Source organism: Stenotrophomonas sp. Steno-Z1, assembly GCF_056393175.1.
Genome location: NZ_JBWJPB010000008.1, coordinates 152,753 through 169,609 on the forward strand (window position 1 = coordinate 152,753; position 16,857 = coordinate 169,609).

Annotated in this window: 15 protein-coding genes; 10 read left to right on the forward strand and 5 right to left on the reverse strand. The window is 69.3% G+C overall.

Annotation, left to right across the window (positions count from 1 at the left end; all coding sequences use genetic code 11):
• Positions 1–92: 92 nt before the first annotated feature.
• The gene (aceE, locus tag AC06FD_RS17665; RefSeq protein WP_478078496.1) at positions 93–2,780 is read right to left on the reverse strand and encodes a pyruvate dehydrogenase (acetyl-transferring), homodimeric type; all 2,688 of its coding nucleotides are present in this window, start codon (positions 2,778–2,780) and stop codon (positions 93–95) included.
• 742 nt (positions 2,781–3,522) lie between these two features.
• Between aceE and AC06FD_RS17670 the strand changes: the two genes are divergently transcribed.
• From AC06FD_RS17670 to AC06FD_RS17680, 3 genes are all read left to right on the forward strand, one after another.
• Entirely contained in the window at positions 3,523–4,026 is a 504-nt protein-coding gene (locus AC06FD_RS17670; protein ID WP_259207334.1) for a PadR family transcriptional regulator, read from the forward strand.
• A 103-nt stretch (positions 4,027–4,129) separates the two neighbouring features.
• The gene (locus AC06FD_RS17675) at positions 4,130–4,927 is read left to right on the forward strand and encodes a siderophore-interacting protein (RefSeq protein ID WP_259207336.1); all 798 of its coding nucleotides are present in this window, start codon (positions 4,130–4,132) and stop codon (positions 4,925–4,927) included.
• A 57-nt stretch (positions 4,928–4,984) separates the two neighbouring features.
• Positions 4,985–5,422 carry a hypothetical protein gene (locus AC06FD_RS17680; protein WP_478078497.1) on the forward strand — a complete coding sequence of 146 codons (438 nt, stop codon included), beginning with the start codon at positions 4,985–4,987 and terminating at the stop codon, positions 5,420–5,422.
• Between the two features lie 535 nt (positions 5,423–5,957).
• On the opposite strand, the gene AC06FD_RS17685 is transcribed toward AC06FD_RS17680, so the two are convergent.
• The 3 genes from AC06FD_RS17685 to AC06FD_RS17695 form a co-directional block, all read right to left on the reverse strand.
• The gene (locus AC06FD_RS17685) at positions 5,958–6,809 is read right to left on the reverse strand and encodes a hypothetical protein (protein ID WP_478078498.1); all 852 of its coding nucleotides are present in this window, start codon (positions 6,807–6,809) and stop codon (positions 5,958–5,960) included.
• Between the two features lie 549 nt (positions 6,810–7,358).
• Complete coding sequence (locus AC06FD_RS17690; RefSeq protein ID WP_478047838.1) at positions 7,359–8,060, reverse strand: YceI family protein; 702 nt, start codon at positions 8,058–8,060, stop codon at positions 7,359–7,361.
• Between the two features lie 87 nt (positions 8,061–8,147).
• Positions 8,148–8,738, reverse strand: a complete 591-nt coding sequence (locus AC06FD_RS17695; RefSeq protein ID WP_478078499.1) for a malonic semialdehyde reductase — start codon at positions 8,736–8,738, stop codon at positions 8,148–8,150.
• Between the two features lie 129 nt (positions 8,739–8,867).
• Here AC06FD_RS17695 and AC06FD_RS17700 point away from each other — a divergent pair, with 129 nt between their 5' ends.
• The 7 genes from AC06FD_RS17700 (at position 8,868) to AC06FD_RS17730 (ending at position 13,525) form a co-directional block, all read left to right on the forward strand.
• The gene (locus AC06FD_RS17700) at positions 8,868–9,839 is read left to right on the forward strand and encodes a mitochondrial fission ELM1 family protein (RefSeq protein WP_478078500.1); all 972 of its coding nucleotides are present in this window, start codon (positions 8,868–8,870) and stop codon (positions 9,837–9,839) included.
• Positions 9,840–9,912: 73 nt separating this feature from the next.
• On the forward strand, positions 9,913–10,140 hold the full coding sequence (locus AC06FD_RS17705) for a hypothetical protein (RefSeq protein WP_478078501.1): 228 nt from the start codon (positions 9,913–9,915) through the stop codon (positions 10,138–10,140).
• A 51-nt stretch (positions 10,141–10,191) separates the two neighbouring features.
• Positions 10,192–11,055: a DUF2145 domain-containing protein gene (locus AC06FD_RS17710; RefSeq protein WP_478078502.1), complete on the forward strand. Its 864-nt coding sequence runs from the start codon at positions 10,192–10,194 to the stop codon at positions 11,053–11,055.
• A gap of 63 nt (positions 11,056–11,118) precedes the next feature.
• A complete protein-coding gene (locus tag AC06FD_RS17715; RefSeq protein ID WP_394164330.1) occupies positions 11,119–11,640 on the forward strand; it encodes a hypothetical protein in 522 nt (173 codons plus the stop codon).
• A 29-nt stretch (positions 11,641–11,669) separates the two neighbouring features.
• Positions 11,670–12,197, forward strand: coding sequence for a hypothetical protein (locus AC06FD_RS17720; protein WP_478078503.1), 528 nt, complete (start codon positions 11,670–11,672; stop codon positions 12,195–12,197).
• Between the two features lie 75 nt (positions 12,198–12,272).
• A complete protein-coding gene (locus AC06FD_RS17725; RefSeq protein ID WP_259207355.1) occupies positions 12,273–12,827 on the forward strand; it encodes a queuosine precursor transporter in 555 nt (184 codons plus the stop codon).
• A complete protein-coding gene (locus tag AC06FD_RS17730) occupies positions 12,824–13,525 on the forward strand; it encodes a hypothetical protein (RefSeq protein WP_478078504.1) in 702 nt (233 codons plus the stop codon). Before AC06FD_RS17725 ends, AC06FD_RS17730 begins: the two co-directional genes overlap by 4 nt.
• A gap of 59 nt (positions 13,526–13,584) precedes the next feature.
• On the opposite strand, the gene glnE is transcribed toward AC06FD_RS17730, so the two are convergent.
• Positions 13,585–16,404 carry a bifunctional [glutamate--ammonia ligase]-adenylyl-L-tyrosine phosphorylase/[glutamate--ammonia-ligase] adenylyltransferase gene (glnE, locus tag AC06FD_RS17735; protein ID WP_478078505.1) on the reverse strand — a complete coding sequence of 940 codons (2,820 nt, stop codon included), beginning with the start codon at positions 16,402–16,404 and terminating at the stop codon, positions 13,585–13,587.
• Positions 16,405–16,857 lie beyond the last annotated feature (453 nt).

Genomic DNA, 16,857 nt, shown 5'->3' on the forward strand with positions numbered 1-16,857 from the left:
AACTCCGAGAAGTGTCCAAAACCAGGTAACCTAAGGCAAAAAAAGGGGCGACATTCAAGCCGCCCCTCTGGTGCTCGATCCCTTATTTTGGATCAAACCCCGACAGGATTAGCCTTCTCAGGATCAATCTTGTACTGCTTGATCGCCCTCGCCACATCCTTCGCCGTCATCTTCCCTTCCTTCGCCAGCGCCGCAATCGCGGCATGCGCGATGTAGTACCGGTCAACCTCGAAGAAGCGACGCAGGTTGGCACGCGTGTCCGAACGGCCGAAGCCATCGGTACCCAGCACCGTGTACGACATCGGCACGAACGAGCGGATCTGGTCCGCGTACGCACGCACGTAGTCGGTGGCGGCAATGGCCGGGCCCTGGCGGCCTTCCAGCAGCTCGGTCACGAACGCCTTGCGCTGCTCGCCTTCCGGGTGGAAGCGGTTGTAGCGCTCCACGTCGAAGCCGTCGCGGCGCAGTTCGTTGAAGCTCGGGCAGCTCCAGATGTCGGCGGTCACGCCGAAGTCCTTGTCCAGCAGCTCGGCCGCGGCAATGGCTTCGCGCAGGATCGTGCCCGAACCCAGCAGCTGCACGCGCAGCTCGCCCTTCTTCGGCTTGCCGGCGTCGGTGAGCAGGTACATGCCCTTGACGATGGATTCGGCCGCACCTTCCGGCATTTCCGGGTGGGTGTAGTTTTCGTTCATCAGGGTGACGTAGTAATACTCGTCAATCTGATCTTCCATCATGGCCTTGGTGCCGTGCTGCATGATCACCGTCACTTCGTAACCGAAGGTGGGGTCATAGCTGCGCACGTTGGGGATGCCACCGGCCACCAGATGGCTGAAGCCATCTTCGTGCTGCAGGCCTTCGCCGTTTAGCGTGGTGCGGCCGGCGGTGCCGCCCAGCAGGAAGCCACGGGTACGCATGTCGGCGGCCTGCCAGGCAAGGTCACCCACGCGCTGGAAGCCGAACATGCTGTAGTAAATGTAGAACGGCAGCATCGGCACGTTGCTGACCGAGTAGCTGGTGCCGGCGGCCATCCACGAGGCGATGGCGCCCGGCTCGCTGATGCCCTGCTGCAGCACCTGGCCGCTCTGGTCTTCGCGGTAGAACATGAGCTGGTCGGCATCGACCGGCTTGTACTTCTGGCCGAACGGCGCGTAGATGCCGATCTGGCGGAACAGGCCTTCCATGCCGAAGGTACGGGCTTCGTCGGCCACGATCGGCACGATGTGCGGGCCCAGTTCCTTGTCGCGCAGGGTGATGTTCAGGCTCTGCACGAAGGCCATGGTGGTGGAGTAGCTGCGCTCGCCGCTGCTCTTGAGCAGGCGCTCGTAGCTTTCCAGCTTGGGCGCCACAAAGCTCTTTTCGGCCTTGCGACGGCGCTGCGGCAGGTAGCCACCCAGGGCGGCGCGGCGTTCCTGCAGGTACTTCACTTCCGGCGAATCCGGGCCCGGGTGGTAGAACGGCACCTGGCCGTCGGCCAGCTGGGCGTCGGTCACCGGGATGTTGAAGCGGTCGCGGAAGTGGCGAACGGCATCGTCGTCCAGCTTCTTGGTCTGGTGGGTCGGGTTGAGTGCTTCACCCGCGCTGCCCATGCCGTAGCCCTTGACCGTCTTGGCCAGGATCACGGTGGGCATGCCCTTGGTATTCACGGCTTCGTGGTACGCGGCATACACCTTGTGCGGGTCGTGGCCGCCACGGTTGAGGCGCCAGATGTCGTCGTCGGACAGGCCGGCGACCATCGCAGCGGTTTCCGGGTACTTGCCGAAGAAATGCTCGCGGGTATACGCGCCGCCGAAGGCCTTGCAGTTCTGGTATTCGCCGTCGACGGTTTCCATCATCAGCTTGCGCAGGACGCCGTTGGTGTCCTTGGCCAGCAGGGCATCCCAGTAACCGCCCCACAGCAGCTTGATGACATTCCAGCCGCCGCCACGGAAGACCCCTTCCAGTTCCTGGATGATCTTGCCGTTGCCACGCACCGGGCCGTCGAGGCGCTGCAGGTTGCAGTTGACCACGAAGATCAGGTTGTCCAGGCCTTCGCGGCCGGCCAGGGCGATGGCGCCCAGGGTTTCCGGCTCGTCGCTCTCGCCGTCGCCGATGAAGCACCACACTTTGCGGTCGGACTTCTCGATCAGGCCACGGTTTTCCAGGTAACGCAGGAACTGCGCCTGGTAGATGGCGGCCAGCGGGCCCAGGCCCATCGACACGGTGGGGGTCTGCCAGTAATCGGGCATCAGCCACGGATGCGGGTAGCTGGAGAGGCCACCGCCGTCCACTTCCATGCGGAACTTGTCCAGCTGGGCTTCGTCGATGCGGCCTTCCAGGAAGGAACGCGCATAGATGCCCGGGGCGCTGTGGCCCTGGATGAAGAGCAGGTCGCCGGGGTGGTTGTCGCTGGGGGCGCGCCAGAAGTGGTTGAAGCCCACGTCGTACAGCGTTGCGCCGGAGGCGAAGGAGGCGATGTGGCCGCCCAGGTCGCCCGGCTTGCGGTTGGCGCGCACGACGGTGGCCATCGCGTTCCAGCGGATGATGGAACGAATGCGCCATTCCAGTTCGGCGTTGCCCGGGCTCTTGGCCTCCAGGGTCGGCGCGATGGTGTTCACGTACTCGGTGGTGGGAGAGAACGGCAGGTACGCGCCCGAGCGACGGGTGAGCTCCACCATGCCTTCCAACAGTTGATGCGCGCGCTCAGGGCCCTCGACATCAATTACGGCCTTCAGCGACTCGATCCATTCCTGGGTTTCCACAGGATTCGGGTCGTTGTTCAGCACCTCGTTCAACCAGTTCATTTGCGCTCCCATGACCGCACGCACGCGCGCGACTGTTTTAGATTTCTAGCCGCAAAGTGTAGCGCACCAAGGGGTTTGCTTACTTCGCTACGGGTGCGTATGGAAGCGGAGGGGGCTGTCTTTGGGACAGTGGGGGGACAGGTGGGTGGGTGCGCGATGGTGGTTCCACGCGGTGTTTTGGCTGCGCTTCGTGCGATGGCCGGGGCGTTGAAGGGGGACAGTGCGGGCGTGTGGGGCGTTTGCGGGCTGCGTGGATGGCGTGGTCGGGTGGGTGTGGAACAGGGGCGTTTTGGCGAGGCGTTGGCAGTGACTGTTCCATGCGGGGTACGCACCGTCGCGGTGACGGTCGTCGGGGAGCGCCGCGCTGCGCGCGGTGAGCCGGGCATGGCCCGGCTCTACCGGGTGGGTCGTGGGGCTCACCGGGGGGCGGAGGATCACGGTTATCGGGGGATCACCGGGGCGGGATTACGAGTGGATCGCGGGATTACCGGTGGGTCGGGCGGGAATCTCGCATGGTGGCGCGATCACGGGCGGAAAGCGCGGCGACGGCGGGACGTATGGCGGGTGCGTCAGGCAGTGACGCGGGAATGCCCTCGCGCAGAGGCGCTGGTCGGGTCAGCGGTTAGCGCGGCGTGTCGATTGGCGTCGATTCACCTGAACGCATCCCTGCCGTGCGCGCGCCGTTGCTGGCCGCGGGCGGGTTTTCGATATATCGTTCCGCCATCACATTCGATATATCGAAATGACCACTCCGCGTGACCTCGACCGCCCTGCCCGCCCGCTGACCGCACGCCCGCTCAGCCGCGGCGACCTGCGCCTGCTGGTGCTGGCGCTGCTGGGCGAGCAGCCGCGCCATGGCTATGAGCTGATCCAGCTGATCAGCGACATGTTCGTGCGGGTGTACACGCCCAGCGCGGGTTCGATCTACCCGGTGCTGGCGCAGTTCGAGGCGGCCGGCTGGGTGGGTGCCATCGAGGAAGGCGGGCGCAAGCGCTACCAGCTGAGCGCGCTGGGCCAGGCCGAATTGGCCGGGCAGCGCGAAGAGGTGGACGCGGCGCTGCGCCGGGTGCGCGACAGCGCGCGCACGATCACCAAGGCCAACCTGCCGCCGAGCGTGCGCGACGGGCTGCGCGAGCTGAAGGCGGCCCTCGGCCAGTGCCACGGGCGCTGGAACGAGGACAACGCCAGCAGCGTGGCGCAGGCGCTGCGCGAGGCGGCCGCGCACATCCGCGGGCAAGGACGCTGAGATGCCCTCCCCCATTGTTCAACGCATTCGACCCCGCCAGCCCCGGCCAGCCAGGTCTTCCCCCTACGCCGCGCTGCGGCGCATTTGAGTACAGGTGTTCCCCATGGCTTTGCATGAAAACAAGCTGCTGCGTCATACCGTGACGTTCCGCCCCCTGCAGGTGCTGCGCACCGAGGAGATCAGTCCGTGCATGCGTCGGGTGATCGTGGGCGGGCCGGCACTGGAAGGCTTCGACTCGCCCTCGCCGGACGACCACGTGAAGCTGTTCTTCCCCAACGCCGAGGGCCAGTTCGTGGTGCCCACGATGACCCCGGAGGGCCCACGCTACCCGGAGGGCCAGCAGCCCTCGCCCGCCCGCGACTACACCCCGCGCTGGTGGGACCTGGAGGCCGGTGAGCTGGCGCTGGATTTCGTGCTGCACGGGCACGGCGTGGCCTCGAGCTGGGCGGCCAACGCACAGCCGGGCGATGCGATCGCAGTGGGCGGCCCGCGCGGTTCGCACATGACCGCGCGTGATTTCGACACCTACGTGCTGATCGGCGACGAGACAGCGCTGCCGGCGATCGGCCGCTGGCTGGAGACGCTGCCGGAGGGTGCCAATGCGGAGGTGTATATCGAGATCCCCGAGTCCGGCGACCGCCAGGAGCTGCCGGAGGACGACCGCATCCGGGTGTCGTGGCTGGAGCGCAATGGCTTCGACGCGTCCAGCAGCACGCTGCTGGAGGATGTGTTCACCGATTTCGAGGAACCGGAGGGGGATACGTTCTACTGGATCGCAGCCGAGTCGCGCCGGGCGCGGATGATGCGCAAGTACATCGAGGGCCACCTGGGCGTGCCCAAGGAGTGGATCCGCTCGACCGGCTACTGGAAGGCCCACGCCGACGAGCACGACGGCGACTGAGCCGCGACGGGCACCGGCCACGGATGCGACAATCGCGTTTTGGGCCGGTGCCTTTCCATGCAAGCAGTTTCTTCCTCGGCGCTGACCGACCTGATCGACCGCGCCGAGCGCGCCGACCCCGCCCTGGATGCGGCCTTGAACGCGCTGGCGCCCTCGGTGGCCGGCAACGTGGCGCCGCTGTGCGCGGCGCTGGTGCCGCTGGCCCAGGCGCAGATCGCGCTGGTGCAGGCCACGCTCGATATCGGCCTGGTGGCCGATGAGCTGCGGCGGTATCAGAAGTATGCGGCGCCGGGTAAGCCGAGCCTGCAGATCGTGCAGCTGCGCAAGCAGCAGGCGGCGGTGAAGCAGGCCTCGCTGATCGCCCGGCAGGGCTACGCGCAGGCCACCCACGCGTTTCTACGCGACAGCGGATTGACGGCACCGGCACGGCGGGTGCCCACCGATTTCACCACCGCGTGGCTGGGCAAGGTGGTCGCAGCGGTGGCCGCAGGCTGACCGCTGCTTACGGCGTAGGTAGAGCCGGGCCATGCCCGGCTGGCGGTGTGCGTGACCCGGAACGGAGGGCAGCCGAGCATGGCTCGGCTCTTCCGTGCGTGGGCGCGTCGGGTGTGCGTCTGGCGGTGTGCATCACCCTTGCGGAGCAGGTAGAGCCGGGCCATGCCCGGCTGGCGGTGTGCATGAGCCGGAACGGAGGGCAGCCGAGCATGGCTCGGCTCTACCCCTGTGTGGGCGCGTCGGGTGTGCGTCTGGCGGTGTGCATGGCCCTTGCGGCGCAGGTGGAGCCGGGCCATGCCCGGCTGGCGGTGTGCGTGAGCCGGAACGGAGGGCAGCCGAGCATGGCTCGGCTCTACCCCTGTGTGGGCGCGTCGGGTGTGCGTCTGGCGGTGTGCATCACCCTACGCATCAGGTAGAGCCGGGCCATGCCCGGCTGGCGGTGTGTATGAGCCGGAACGGAGGGCAGCCGAGCATGGCTCGGCTCTACCCCTGTGTGGGCCCGCCGATCTGCGTCGGGCGGTAGCGGATGGATGGTTCAGGCCGCCGGGGTTGTATCGGGTGGTGCCACGCGCGTCGTTTGAGCGGGCGGGTTCGTGCCGGTCGGCGCCACCGCCGGGCGGCGCCAGCCGTATCGACGGGCCAGGCCGATTTCCAGCAGCACCAGCGTCATGGCGATCAGCAACGGCAGCAGCAGGCCAAGGTAGATGCCGGGCATCATGCTGGTGAGCTGGGCCTTGAGCAGGCGGATGGCGCCCTGGGTGTGCAGCAGTTCGTTCATGCGCATGCCGAGCGCTTCGCGGAAGACTTTCTTGTCTACGCCGCTGACGCCGGCGGCTTCCTTGGACAGACTGTCCTCCACCCACTGCGACATCAGCGCACTTCGCACGTGGTCAACGCCGCTGCGGGTCCAGCGTTGGAGGGTGCCCTCGCCCTGCAGGTAGCCGGCGCCGGGCAGCGGGTGGTCGGCCAGGTAGTCGTCCACCACCTGGCGGGTGACCTGGTGCACGGTGGCATCGCTGCGCATCAGCGTGGCGAGCACGGGGTCGTCCAGGGAGCGTTCGATGTCCACCATCCAGCCGGCGACGAGGGTCTGCAGGTGCGGCTGGAAATGGTCGATCTGCTTGTAGAGGGCGCGCTGCGCGCCGGCAGTGAAGCCGAGCTGCAGGCCGGTGGCGCAGAACAGCAGCGGCAGCAGTACCACGTAGGTGGCCAGCGTCCAGTGGTGCCAGCGGTTGCGCCGGGCCAGCCAGCCGCGGCGATGCATGGCCAGCCAGGTGGCGATGCCGAGCAGCAGGCCGATAAACGCGCCGAGCACGGTGCCGCCGACCAGGTCGAGCAGGCTGAGGCCGGTCCAGAATTCCATCATCCAATACTGTGCGTCTTGCACGGGGTGCTCCTTTGCGCGGGGGCGCGTGAAGCGGGGAAGTGTACGAGATGCGGATGCGTGGCTGCCGCAAGGCGGACGGTGCGCGCGTAGCGCCACGCCATGCGTGGCTACCGCAAGGCGGACGATGCGCGCGTAGAGCCACGCCATGCGTGGCTACCGCAAGGCACACGGTGCGCGCGTAGAGCCACGCCATGCGTGGCTGCCGCAAAGCGGACGGTGCGCGCGTAGCGCCACGCCATGCGTGGCTGCCGCAAGGGGGACGGTGCGCGCGTAGCGCCACGCCATGCGTGGCTGCCGCAAGGCACACGGTGCGCGCGTAGAGCCACGCCATGCGTGGCTACCGCGAACCGGACGGCATGCGCGGAGCGCAGCCACGCATGGCGTGGCTCTACAGGGCGGGGACGGTCGTCGAGCACCGGTGTGGCCCGGGTCATCGAGCACGGGGCGGGCCGGATCACGCGCAGGGCGCCGGCGACAGGCTGCGCCCGTTGCGCAAACAAAAAGCCCGCCTTTCGGCGGGCTTTCTGCTGTTTCTACATCCGCGACCGATTACGCAGCCGGCTTTTCGCCGGTGGCTTCGGTGGTGATGCGGATGGTCACTTCATCGCTGACGTTCGGGGCATACGCGCCCACGCCGAAATCGCTGCGCTTGATGGTGGTGGTGGCATCGAAGCCGGCGGCCGGCACCTTGGCCATCGGGTGTTCGCCGCCGCCGTTGATGGTGACATCCAGGGTCACCGGCTTGGTGATGTCCTTGATGGTCAGGTCGCCGGTCACGGTCAGCTTGTTGGTGCCGTTGGCTTCCACCTTGGTGCTCTTGAAGGTGGCGGCCGGGAACTTGGCAGCGTCGAAGAAATCGGCGCTCTTCAGGTGCTCGTCGAACTTGGCGGTGAAGCTGTTGAGGCCGGTCAGCGGCAGCTTCACTTCCACGGTGGACTTGCTGACGTCGGCGGCGTCGTACACCAGGGTGCCTTCGGCAGCGCCGAAGTGCGCGGTCGGGTGCGAGAAGCCGAAGTGGCTCCACTGCGCCAGCACGTCGGTGTGGCTCGGGTCGAGCTTGTAGGTGCCCGAGGCGATCTTGATGGCTTCTGCGGCCGGGGCGGCAGCCGCGGCATCGGCCGCCGGGGTGGTGGCGGCAGCGGCCGGGGCGGCGTCGGCAGCCGGGGCAGCGGCGTCGTCGGCCGGCTTGGAGCAGGCGGCGATGGCCAGGGTGAGGGCCAGCGGCAGCAGGAGTTTGCGGGTCATGGTCATGTCAGGTCTCTCTCGAAAGCGAAGGGAAGAAAAAAGGTCGTGCAAACAGCCCGTCCGCGCGGACGGGCCAGGGTCCGGCGGGAACGCTTATTCGATGCGGGCCGCTTCGTCGAAGCTCAGGCGAGGCAGCCGCGGGAACAGGCCCGAGGCGTCACCGTACCCCAGATTGACGAGGAAGTTGGACTTGATGGCGGTGCCCTTGAAGAAGGCCTCGTCGACCTTGGCGTTGTCGAAACCGGACATCGGGCCAGCGTCCAGACCCAGCGCGCGGGCGGCCAGGATCAGGTAGGCGCCCTGCAGGCTGCCATTGCGGAAGGCGCCTTCGGTGCGGGCTTCACGCGGGCCGTCGAACCACGCCTTGGCGTCGGTGTGCGGGAACAGGTAGGGCAGCTTTTCGTGGAAGTCCTCATCGAAGGCCACGATCACCGTGACCGGGGCGGCCAGGGTCTTGTCGTGGTTGCCTTCGGACAGCGCCGGGGCGAGCTTGGCCTTGGCCTCCGGGGAGGTGACGAACACGAAGCGCGCCGGGCTGCCGTTGGCCGCGGTGGGGCCCCACTTCAGCAGTTCGTACAGCGCCTTGAGCTGGCTTTCTTCCACCGGCGTGTCGAGGAAGGCGTTCTGGGTGCGGGCGGTACGGAACAACTGGTCGAGCGCAGCATCGTTGAGTACGTTGGACATGAAGCCTCCGGAGGACAAGGGAACCTGGGCGACATCGGCTACCGTTACCAGGCGGCCGCGCGATCGGCGAAGGCTGGCAGTGTAGAGTGTCGCGACAGTTGCAACACCCAGCCTGACTGAAACGAATTAATGCCATACGTGAAACGATCGAGTCCGCCCTGGACGATCACTGACGGCCGTGCCGGCAATGTGCGGCAGGCGGTGGCGCTGGCCTCCGCATTGAAACTGGGGGCGCACCAGCCACTGGTATTGAGCCCGCGTGCGCCGTGGCGCTGGCTGGCGCCGCGCTGGCTGCCGGGCGCCGCCGACGGCTTCGGCGAGGGCTTCCGGCAACTGGCGGACATGCCGCCGCCGCTGGCCATCGGCTGTGGCCGGCAGGCCGCCGGCGCGCTGCGCGAACTGCGCCGGCGCGGCAGCCAGGTGGTGCAGATCCTCGACCCGCGCATCAGCGCGCGCCACTGGGACCTGCTGGTGGTGCCCGACCATGACCGCCTGCGCGGCGACAACGTGCTGACCCTGCTGGGCAGCCTCAACCCGGTCAACGATGACTGGCTGGCCTGCGGGCGGGCCGCGTTTGCCGCGTTCAGTGCGCTGCCCGGGCCGCGCACCGCGCTGCTGGTGGGCGGGCCTACCCCGCACGCGCCGTGGCACGAGCCGGCGATGGTGCAGGTATTCCAGCAATTGGCCGCGCAACTGCGCGCCGAGGGTGGCAGCCTGCTGGCGACCACCTCGCGGCGCACGCCACCGGCATTGGTGGGCGCGCTGCGCAGTGCGTTCGCCGAACTGCCGCATGTGATCTGGGGCGACGGTGGCGACGGGGTGAACCCGTATGCCGGGCTGCTGGGCTGGGCGAACCGGGTGGTGGTGTCGCCCGATTCGGTGAATTTGCTGTCGGAGGCCTGCGCCACGCGCATGCCGGTGGCGGTGGCCTTGGCCGACCAGGCACAGGGGCGATTGGCACGGTTCCAGCAGGCCCTGCGCGAACGCGGGCGGCTGCAGTCGCGCTGGCTGGACTGGCACACTGAAGGCCGTATCGAACCGTTGCGCGAGACCGCGCGGGTGGCCGCGCAGGTGCGTGCGCGCCTGGGCCTGACGGGCTGACGCTGCGATGGACACGCTAGCGATCACGCGACGCGCGCGCTAGATTCATACCCCCATGGAATGGAGAACCCGCATGCGCATGCGCATGTGGATGTTGTCGGCGTCGGCCCTGCTGCTGACCGCCTGTTCGAGCATGGAGACCGCGCAGGACCCGCTGTCCTGGCACTGCCAGCACCAGGTGGACGCCGCGCGCGAACAGCCCGCGCTGCGCGATCGCAAGGGCGAACGGCCGCCGCTGCCGGTCGCACCGATCAGCGCCGACTGTGAACGGGAAATGCGCCGCGGCGAACCGGCACGCTGAGCGCGGCGCTATGATGCGCGCGCGGCACGGTGCCGCTGGAGAAATGCCGCCATGGACGACGCCCGCCGTGCGCTGATCAACCGCCTGTACCCCGCCGTGCTGTGCGCGGCGCTGCTTGCCAGCGCCGGCATCGCGCAGGCCGAGCCGCAGTGCGTGGAGCGCTACCCGACACCGGCGGCGTTGGCCTCGATGTTCGACGTGGCGCTGGCCACCACCGAGCGGCTGGACGCGCTGGAGGACGTGGACGTGGTGCTGATCGCACGCGGCGGCCAGGACCTGAGCAAGTACGGGTTGCGCCACAGCCATGTGGCGTTCCTGCTGCGCGAGGACGATGGCCAGTGGCGCGCGGTGCACCTGCTCAACCCGTGCAAGACCGCCGATTCGCAGTTGTTCCGCGAAGGCGTGGCCACCTTCATCGGCGAGACCTCCGCGCATACCGACCTGCGCATCGGCGTGCCCTCGCCTGCGCTGCGCACCGCGCTCAAGGCGATGCTGACCAAGCCGGCGATCCAGGCGCGCGCCCTGCACGAGGCGCGCTACAGCGTGGTGGCCTACCCGTTCAGTACCGAGTACCAGAACTCCAACCAGTGGGTGCTGGAGGTGCTGGCGGCGGCGCTGGCGCAGATCGAAGACGACACGCTGATCGTCAACCGCACCCAGGTGCAGGCCTGGTTGAAGCAGCACCAGTACCGACCCAGCACGCTGCACATCGGCGTGGCCAAGCGGCTGGGTGCGCGCTTCTTCGTGCCCAATGCGGCGGTGACCGACCACCCGGCCAGCGAGCGCATCTCGGGCAACTATTCGGTGGTGACGGTGGAATCGGTGTTCGATTTCGTACAGCAGCAGAAAGGCCTGCAGATGGAACTGCCGATCGCACACGTGCCGGTGCAGGGCATCACCGCGCCCAAGCCCTGAGCCCACGCACGCCGCGCGTTACCCGCATACTGCCCCCTCTCGACGCACCCCAGGAACTGCCCCATGACACGGATCTGCCGCCTCGTTGTTTCCCCGTTGCTGGCCGTTGCGCTATGCGCCACCAGCGTGCCGGCGTCGGCCCAGCTGTTGACGGGCAACAAGCACCCGGTGGCCAGCAGCGTCATCGTGACCTCGGTGGTGAGCGTGGTGGTGGTGACTGCACCGATCTGGCTGGTCTCGGCCGGGGTGAGCAAGGCCGGCGATGCCTCGGCCCGGCGCAGTCGCGCGCGCGCCGAGGCGAAGAAGGCCAAGCCGCTGCCACCGCTGACGGTGGAGAAAGTGGAGCGCACCACCGAGGGCGGCGTGCAACTGGAACTGCAGAACCCGCAGGCGCCGGACGAACCGGCGGTGCTGGCCTGGCCGGCAGGGGCCGATACGTCGGTGAACGCGGTGAAGGTGGGCGATGTGCTGGACTTCACCCCCACCCAGGGCGGCGCCGGCTGGAACGTGGCCAACGCCGAGGGCACGACGCTGGCGTTCCTGCCCACCGACCCGGACGCGGCGCAGCCCAGCGCGCGCTGGTAAGCCCCTCCTCCGTACCCAGGAACCACGCTATGAAACGGCCTGCCCCGATCTCCCTGTCGCCGCTGCTGGCGCTGGCGTTGCTGGCCACCGGCCTGCCCGCCGCGGCCCAGGACCTCAGCCGTGCTTCGCCGGTCACCAGCAGCGTGCTGACCGCCTCGGTGGTGAGCCTGGCGGTGATCACCGCGCCGGTGTGGCTCAGCGCGGTGGGGGTGAGCGAGCTGCATGACGCCTCGATGCCGCACAACCGGGCCGCGCGGGCCGCGAAGAAGCACAAGGCAGGCCCGCTGCCACCGCTCACCGTGGAGCGCGTGGCGCAGCAGTCCGACGGCGCCTACCGGGTGGACCTGAAGAACCCGCAGGCACCGGATCAACCGGCCGTGGTGGAGTGGCCGGCGCGCGCCGACAACCCGGCCGCCGGCGTCAACGTGGGCGATGTACTGGAGTTCACCCCGACCCCGGCCGGTGCCGGCTGGATGGTGGCCAACGCCGACGGCACGGCGCTGGCGTTCCTGCCCACGGACGGCGCGGCGGCCACCAGCATGAGCGAACGCTGGTAGGTGAACCGGCCCGGGCTGGCCCCGCGCGGGCCAAGCCGGGATAATCCGCCGCTTCCCCGACTCCCCCGGTGCGCCATGCCTGTGCGTCCTGCCATCGCCTTTGCCCCGTTGACCGTGCCGTCGCTGCTGCTGGCGGTGCTGGCCATGGGCGTGGTGGTGCTGGGCAGCAACGTGCTGGTGCAGTACCCGATCAACGACTGGCTGACCTGGGGTGCCTTCAGCTACCCGGTGGCGTTCCTGGTGAGCAACCTGATCAACCGCCGCTTCGGGCCGCAGGCCGCGCGCAAGGTGGCGTGGGTCGGCTTTGCGCTGGCGGTGCTGTTGTCGATCTGGATCGCCACGCCGCGCATCGCGGTCGCCTCGTGCCTGGCCTTCATCGCCGCCCAGTTGCTGGACATCACCGTGTTCGACCGGCTGCGCCGGGGGCATTGGTGGCGTGCGCCGATGGTGGCCACCACCTGCAGCGCCACGCTGGACACGACGATCTTCTGGAGCATCGCGTTCGCCGGTTCGAGCCTTCCGTGGGTGAGCTGGGCCGCCGGCGACCTGGCGGTGAAGCTGGCCATCGGCGTGTTCCTGCTGGCACCGTTCCGCGCGTTGCTGTGGAAGATGGCGCCGCGCACGGCGTGACCGATCCGCGATCGCGGTTGCGGGTGCTGCGCCGGCTGGACAGCGCGCCCCCGGGTGCGCAGGCTGTGGCGATGGAAACCGATGCTGCTTACAAGATCGCCGTGGAGCGCCAGGTGCGCGCGCGCATGGCCGATGTGGCCGCCAGCCACCCGGGCGTGCGTACGCGCGGGCTGGACTGGGTGGTGCGTGAGGGGAAGACGGAACTCGCCAGCGCCGGCCTGTACCCGCTGCGCGCGGCACGCGGTTGGGCCGCAAGCCTGGTGGTGCAATGCCCGACCGCGCTGGCGTTCTGCAGGACATGGGCCGATGGCAGCGTGTCGACCCAGCCGAACCCGGACCTGCTGATGGCCACGATGTCGTCTGCGCACGGCATGCCCGGCTTTGCCGGTCACAGTGGGGTGATCGTGCGCGCCGGCACCCGCGATGGCGATGCGCTGGCCGCGCACCTGGTGGACCGCCTGGCCGCTGCGGCGCTGGCGCGTGCGTTGGCCTGGCGCGAGGTGCCGGTGGCGCTGGTCGACGACGTGGTGGCGCACGCCGCGTTCTACGCGTGGCCGCTGCAGACGGTGCTGTATATCGCCACGCGCAATGGCCTGCGCGCCGACGACCCCCGGTTGCGCGACGCGCTGCAACGCCGCGCGATCATGCGCCGCGGACAGCGCGACCAAGCCCTGGTGCAACGCGTGTTGCCCGCGTAGCGCCACGCCATGCGTGGCTGCGCGGTGCCGGATGCAGCGCCGCCGCGCGTGGCGCAGGGCTACGCGAGCGGCGCCTGGAACGGAAGGCCGGCGGCCTCGCAGGCGGCACTGATCACCGCGCGGGCTTCTTCCAATGCGGGCGTGGGTGCGGCCAGGCGCGGGCGGCGGTCGAGGGTGCAGGCCAGGCCCACGTCCAACAGCGCGGCGTGCGCCTCGTGCAACCCTTGGCGGGTGCCGCCGGGCAGCCAGGCGATGTCGGCGAGGGCGTCGATCAGGTGGGGAGTGTCACGCGGCTGCAGCACCTGCGGATGGCTGCCGGCGCTGTCGAGCACGCCGGTCTGCAGCAGGAATTCCAGATCGACGATGCCGCCGGGACCCTGTTTGAGGTCCAGGCGGGCGGCATCGCTGCGGTCGAGTTCGCCGCGCATGCGCGCGCGCATCTTCAGCACGTCGGCATACACCACCTCGGTCTCGCGCGGACGCGCGAGGGTCTGCGCACGCACATGCTCGAAATCGGCGAGCAGCGAGGCATCGCCGGCGATCCCGCGCGCGCGCACCAGGGCCTGGTGTTCCCAGGTCCAGGCTCGCTCGCGCTGGTACTCGGTGTAGCTGGCCAGCGAGGACACCAGCGCGCCCTTGCCGCCGTCCGGGCGCAGGCGCACGTCGATGTCGTACAGGCGGCCGGCGGCGGTGACCGCGCCCAGCAGGGCCATCACCTTCTGCGCCAGGCGCGCGTACCAGCGGCCGGGGTCGAGCGGGCGCGCGCCGTCGCTGCTGTCCTGGTCGGCCGGGTGGTCGTGCAGGAACACCAGGTCCAGGTCCGAGCCGAAGCCCAGTTCCAGCCCACCCAGGCTGCCGTAGCCGATGATGGCAAAGCGCCCGCCGGGAATGCGCCCGTGCGCGTTGCCCATGTCGGCCTCGGCCATGGCGTGCACGGTGACCACCACCGCCTGGGCCAGTTCGGCCAGCTGGCGGGTGCTGTCGACCGCGCGCTGGCGGCCATCGAGCGTGGCCAGGGCCATGCGGAAACTCAGCGCCAGGCGGGTTTCATTGAGCAGGCGCAGCGCGGCCTCGGGATCGTCCACGGCCAGCGCGGCATCGCACTCGGCCTGCATCTCGCCGGCGTCGGGCATCGGCCCGGACACGCGCACGTCCAGCAGTTCGTCCAGCAGCAGCGGATAGGCGGCCAGGCGCTCGGCCAACAGTGCGCTGCGCGCCAGCACGTCGACCAGACGGGCCAGCGCGCTGGGTTGTTCGTCGAGCAGCGCCAGGTAGCTGGTGCGGCGCAGGACGGCCTGCAGCAGGCCGAGCACGCGCTTGAGCGCGGCATCGGGCTGCGGCGAGCGGGTGGCCGCGTGCAGCAGGGCCGGCAGCACCCGGTCCAGCCGCGCACGCGCGCTGTCGGACAGCGACTTCACGCCGAGTGACTGGGCGAAATCGCGCAGCGACTGGTCGGCGCTGTGCGGGTCGTGGAAGCCGGCCTCGGCGAGGATCTCCGCGCTGCCGTTGTCGGGCAATCCGCGCCAGTAGTTGGACAACGCATCCGGTGCGGCCTGGCCCTTGCGCGGGGCCAGCAGCGCACCGAACTCGGTGCTGACCCGGGTGCGCTGCACATCGAGCGCGGCCACGAGGGCGTCCCAGTCGGGGTAGCCCAGGCCGGTGGCGATGCGCAGGCGGTCGGTGGGATCGGCCGGCAGTGCGTGGGTCTGCGCGTCGCGCAGCATCTGCAGGCGGTTTTCCAGGCGGCGCAGGAAGCCGTAGGCGTGCAGCAGGTCCTGGCCATCCTGCGCGGCCATCTGCCCGCACGCCACCAGCGCCGGCAACGCATGCAGCAGGCGGCGCTCGCGCAGGCTGGCCTCGCGGCCGCCGCGGATCAACTGCAGTGCCTGCGACAGGAATTCGATCTCGCGGATGCCGCCGGGGCCGCGCTTGATGTCGTCGAACATGTCCCGGCGCGAGACTTCGGCGGTGATCGCCGCCTTCATGTCGCGCAGGCCGTCCAGCGCGGTGTAATCGAGGTAGCGGCGGTACACGAACGGGCGCAGGGTCTGCAGCCACGCTTCGCCGGCGGCGATGTCGCCGGCCACGGCGCGGGCTTTGAGCCAGGCGTAGCGTTCCCAGTCACGGCCTTCGCGCTGGAAGTACTGGTCCATGCCGGCGAACGACAGCGCCACCCGCCCGGCACTGCCGAACGGGCGCAGGCGCAGGTCGACGCGGTGGCTGAAGCCATCCACGGTGGTTTCGTCCAGCAGCCGCGCCAGGCGCTGGCCGAGCCGGGCGAAATATTCTTCCGCCGCCAGCGGACGTGCGCCATCGGACTCGCCGCCCTGCGGGTAGGCGTAGACCAGGTCGACGTCGGAGCTGAAGTTGAGCTCGCCGCCGCCGAGCTTGCCCAGCCCGAACACCACCAGTTGCTGGGCGCTGCCGTCGGCGGCGCGGACCACGCCATGGCGGCCGGCGAATTCCTGCTCGAGCGCGGCCAGGCCAATGCCGAGGCAATCTTCGGCCAAGGCGGTGGCGCCGGCCAGGGTGGCGGGGACGTCGTCGAGCCCGGCCAGGTCGCGCCAGATCAGCCGGGTGGAGGCGGCGGTGCGATAACGACGCAGGCGCTGCGGCCAGTCGCTGGGCTGCTGGGGGTCCAGCTCGGGCAGGGGCAAGGGCGGGCAGCCGGGCTGGGTGAGATGCGCCAGCAATGCCGGTTGCCGGCACAGGGTGTCGAGGGCGAAATCGCTGGTGATGGCGAGCAGGCGTACCTGGTCCAGAACCTCGGCCGGCGGCGGCCAACTGCCGCTGTCGGCCAGCGACAGGGCCAGGCGCGCCAAAGCGCGGTCGACGAGGGGAACGAGGGCGGCGGGGACAGCGTCGGCGGGAATCGGCATGCAGGGATTATGCAGGGCGCCGGGCGCGCCTACGCATGGCCGGATGGTCGAAGCAGGGGCGGTAGTGAGACCGGCGTCGGTCGCTCCCCGGCCACGGTCATGCGTTTACCGCGTTGATGGGCGGTATCGGTGGTGGAGCGGGATTCGTCCGTACCGGGTGGGTTCGCCGGCGTGCAACGCGATGCGGCCATGTCGCGATGGCGCCGCCGCCGCTCTGGGCTCTGCGCGGCCTGGACCGGCGTTCATGACGTCGGGGCGGGACGCCGATCCCGAACGTCAGGCAATAAAAAGCCCGCTTGCAGCGAACTGCCAGCGGGCTCTGCTCCCTCCCCCACGTCGGGATGCAGGTCGATCTTCTAGGGTCCTCGTAAAAGTTGCACGCTGCACTGCAAAACAATACTGGCGGGTACAGAAGCGCGCGCAAAGCTGAACAGGGGCCGGCTGGGGCCGCGA